3 protein-coding genes are annotated in these 3,526 nt (G+C 62.7%); 2 read left to right on the top strand and 1 reads right to left on the bottom strand.

Annotation, left to right across the window (positions count from 1 at the left end):
* A partial coding sequence (locus AC1D1X_RS18595; protein WP_477698853.1) for an amidase family protein occupies positions 1-1,023 on the bottom strand: 1,023 nt, incomplete at its 3' end.
* 252 nt (positions 1,024-1,275) lie between these two features.
* On the opposite strand from AC1D1X_RS18595, the gene AC1D1X_RS18590 reads away from it, so the two are divergent.
* The gene (locus AC1D1X_RS18590) at positions 1,276-1,983 is read left to right on the top strand and encodes a haloacid dehalogenase type II (RefSeq protein WP_477670697.1); all 708 of its coding nucleotides are present in this window, start codon (positions 1,276-1,278) and stop codon (positions 1,981-1,983) included.
* Between the two features lie 76 nt (positions 1,984-2,059).
* The coding region (locus tag AC1D1X_RS18585; protein ID WP_477698852.1) for a malate synthase G at positions 2,060-3,526 on the top strand (1,467 nt) is incomplete at its 3' end.

Below are 3,526 nucleotides of genomic sequence, written 5' to 3'. Positions count from 1 at the left end.
GGCCTGCAGCGTGTAGTGTGTGGGCGCGGTCGGCAGCAACAGCACATCAATGTCACGCCACATTGCGCCCGCCTGCTGGCCCAGCGCGCGTAACTTTGTTTGGGCTGCATACAGGTCGGCAGCGCTGTATTGTTTGCCCGCGCCGATGATGCTGCGCACCGGCTCGATCACCGCTTCTTCATGCGCGTCAAAAAAATCGCGCACGGCGGTGTAGCGTTCAGCCACCAGCGCGCTTTCATAGAGCAGCGCGGCCGCCTCGGCCAGCGGCGCGAAATTGATGGGCACCGGCACGCCGCCCAGGGCCTGCATGCGGGTGACAGCTTCGCCAAAAGCCTGCTCGGCCAGCGCGTCGCCGCAGAAGCCCAGTGTTGAAGGCACACCGAAACGAAAGCCTGCGGGCAAGGCGGTGTCGGCCATCGCCAGCACGCGCGAGTAGGGATCCAGCGGGTCGTAGCCCATGGCCGCTTCGAGCACGCGGGCGGCCGTGGCCACGGTGCGCGCGAAGATGGAGACGCAGTCCACGCTCTGCGCGGCCGGCACCACGCCGCGTGCGCTGACAAGGCCTTTGGAGGGTTTCAGGCCCACGATGTTGTTCAGGCCCGCCGGCACGCGCCCGGAACCCGCCGTGTCGGTGCCCAGCGCGAAATCCGCCTGCCCGGTCGCCACCACGTAGGCGGAGCCGGAACTCGACCCTCCTGATATATATGCCGGGTTGATCGCGTTGGGAACGGCGCCGTAGGGGGAGCGTGTGCCGTTGAGGCCGCAGGCGAACTGGTCCATGTTGGTCTTGCCAAGCAGTTGCGCACCCGCATCGAGCAGCTTTTGCACCACGGCGGCGTGCGCCGTCGGCGTGTAGGCGAAAGCGGGGCAGGCGGCGGTGGTCGGCAGGCCCGCTACATCAATGTTGTCTTTGGCCGCAAATGAGAGCCCGGCCAGCGCGCCGCCGCGGCCGGTCGGGAAAGACGATGTCCTGGTAATCCAGGCCTCGGGAGCCCTGCCGGCGTCCGTGCCTGCAGATGCCATCACCTGCTCAGGTGCAGCGAGCGATTGAGGAGAGTTCGGCGATGAAGAGATGTGCACCAATTGAAAGCATCCATACTTGTGTACAAGATGAGATGCAAGAGCTGTGCCAATCCGTAGAGCCGTCCCGAGCACTGCCGATGACGAAAAGTACTTTGATGTCTGCTTGTCATCCAATTAGGCGCATGAATGTCATGGATAAAGCGATTCTTGGGTAATTAATCGCGCTCGATGTATCAAATACAGTAGAGGCTTATGGAAAAGTCTCGCTCCAACCCACAGCCCAAGCTTCGTGCCGTGTTGTTTGATGCCTACGGCACGCTGTTTGACGTGTACAGCGTGGGCTTGCTGGCGGAGCAATTGTTTCCGGGCAAAGGCGAAGCGCTGGGCGTGCTGTGGCGCGACAAGCAGATTGAGTACACGCGCCTGGTGACCATCAGCAATAGCGGCTCGCATTACCGGCCCTTCTGGGACCTCACGCGCGCAGGCCTGCGTTATGCGTGCAAACGCCTGGGGCTGGATTTGAATGCCGCCCGTGAGGAGCAGCTCATGAACCAGTACCGCCACCTGTCGGCGTTTCCGGAAAACCGCGAGGTGCTGCAGGCGCTGAAGGCGCGTGGCATCACCACCGGCATCCTGTCCAACGGCGATCCCTCCATGCTGGATGTGGCCGTCAAGTCGGCAGGGCTTGAAGGCCTGCTGGACCACATCATCAGCGTGGACAGCATTCGCAAATACAAGACCGCTCCCGAAGCCTATGCGCTCGGGCTGAAAGCCACCGGGCTGGAGGCGAAACAGATCGCCTTCGTGAGCTGCAACAGCTGGGACGCGCTGGCGGCTACCTGGTATGGCTACCAGACGCTGTGGGTCAACCGTTACCAGTTGCCGTTTGAAGAGCTGGGCACGCAGCCCCTGTACACCGGCAGCAGCCTGCGCGAAGTGCTCTCGCTGCCGCTGCACTGATTTCGCAGGCTCGTTCTATTTTTTGTCTTTTAGTTTTTTTGATTCTTCTGATGCTTTTGAGAAAAGGGACCGCACCATGAACACTACAACCAACACACGCACCTCCAGCCACCGCCTGCAGGTCGCCACCGGGCTTTACCGTTTCATCGAAGACGAGGTGTTGCCCGGCACCGGTGTGGCCAGCGGCGCTTTCTGGAAGGGCTTTGATGCCATCGTGGCCGATCTGGCGCCCAAGAACCTCTCCTTGCTGGCAGAGCGCGACCGCCTGCAGTGCGAGATGGACGCCTGGCACAAGGCCAACCCCGGCCCCATCGCAGACATGAAGGCTTACCGCGCCTTCCTCGAAAAAACCGGCTACCTCGTGCCTTCGCCGAAGAAGGTCACCATCACCACCGCCAACGTGGACGCTGAACTCGCCAAAYAGGCCGGCCCGCAACTTGTGGTGCCCATCCTGAACGCGCGCTATGCGCTTAATGCCGCCAACGCGCGCTGGGGCAGCCTTTATGACGCGCTCTATGGCACCGACGCCCTTTCCGAGGAAGACGGCGCCACCAAAGGCAAAGGCTACAACCCCGTGYGCGGCGCCAGGGTGATCGAATACGCGCGTTATGTGCTGGACCGCACCGCGCCGCTGAAAAAGGGCTCGCACATCGATTCGACCACCTATGCGGTCAAGGGCGGCAAGCTCGTCGTCACGCTAAAAGGCGGCAAGACAACGGCGCTGGAAGATGCGAGCCAGTTCATCGGCTACCAGGGCAAGGCCTCCGCGCCGTCGTCGGTGCTGCTGCAGCACAACGGCCTGCACATCGACGTCCGCATTGACCGCGGCACGCCCATCGGCAAGACGGATCCGGCCGGCGTGAGCGACCTGGTGATAGAGGCTGCGCTGTCGACCATCATGGACCTGGAAGACTCGGTGGCCGTGGTGGACGCCGACGACAAGGTGCTGGCCTATCGCAACTGGCTGGGCATCTTGCAGGGTACGCTGACTGAAAGCGTGACCAAGGACGGCAAGACCTTCACCCGCGGCCTGAACCCGGACCGTGAATACACCTCACCGAAAGGACCCAGGGGTAAAGCAGTGGTACTGCATGGCCGTTCGCTGATGTTCGTGCGCAATGTGGGCCACCTGATGACCAACCCGGCCGTGCTGTACACCGCCGCGGATGGCAGCACGAAGGAAATTCCGGAAGGCATCCTGGACGCCATGGTCACGACCACGATCGCCATCCACGACCTCAAGCGCAAGGGCAAGGCCGGCATCAGGAACTCGCGCAAGGGCTCGGTCTACATCGTCAAGCCCAAGATGCACGGCCCCGCTGAAGTGGCATTCGCCGCCGAACTCTTCAGCCGCGTCGAAAAGATGCTCGGCCTGCCGGGCAGCACGGTCAAGCTCGGCATCATGGACGAAGAGCGCCGCACCAGCGTCAACCTCAAGGCCTGCATCGCCGCCGCTTCCAGCCGCGTGGCCTTCATCAACACCGGCTTCCTGGACCGCACCGGCGACGAAATGCACACGGCCATGCAGGCCGGCCCGATGATC

This window comes from Polaromonas sp. P1_G4 (assembly GCF_056405475.1).
This window is presented reverse-complemented; position numbering and strand designations above follow the sequence as displayed.

What these genes read in the sequence shown, in the direction of transcription:
- AC1D1X_RS18590 (WP_477670697.1), top strand. Translation starts at nt 1,276, where the DNA reads ATGGAAAAGTCTCGCTCCAACCCACAGCCCAAGCTTCGTGCCGTGTTG.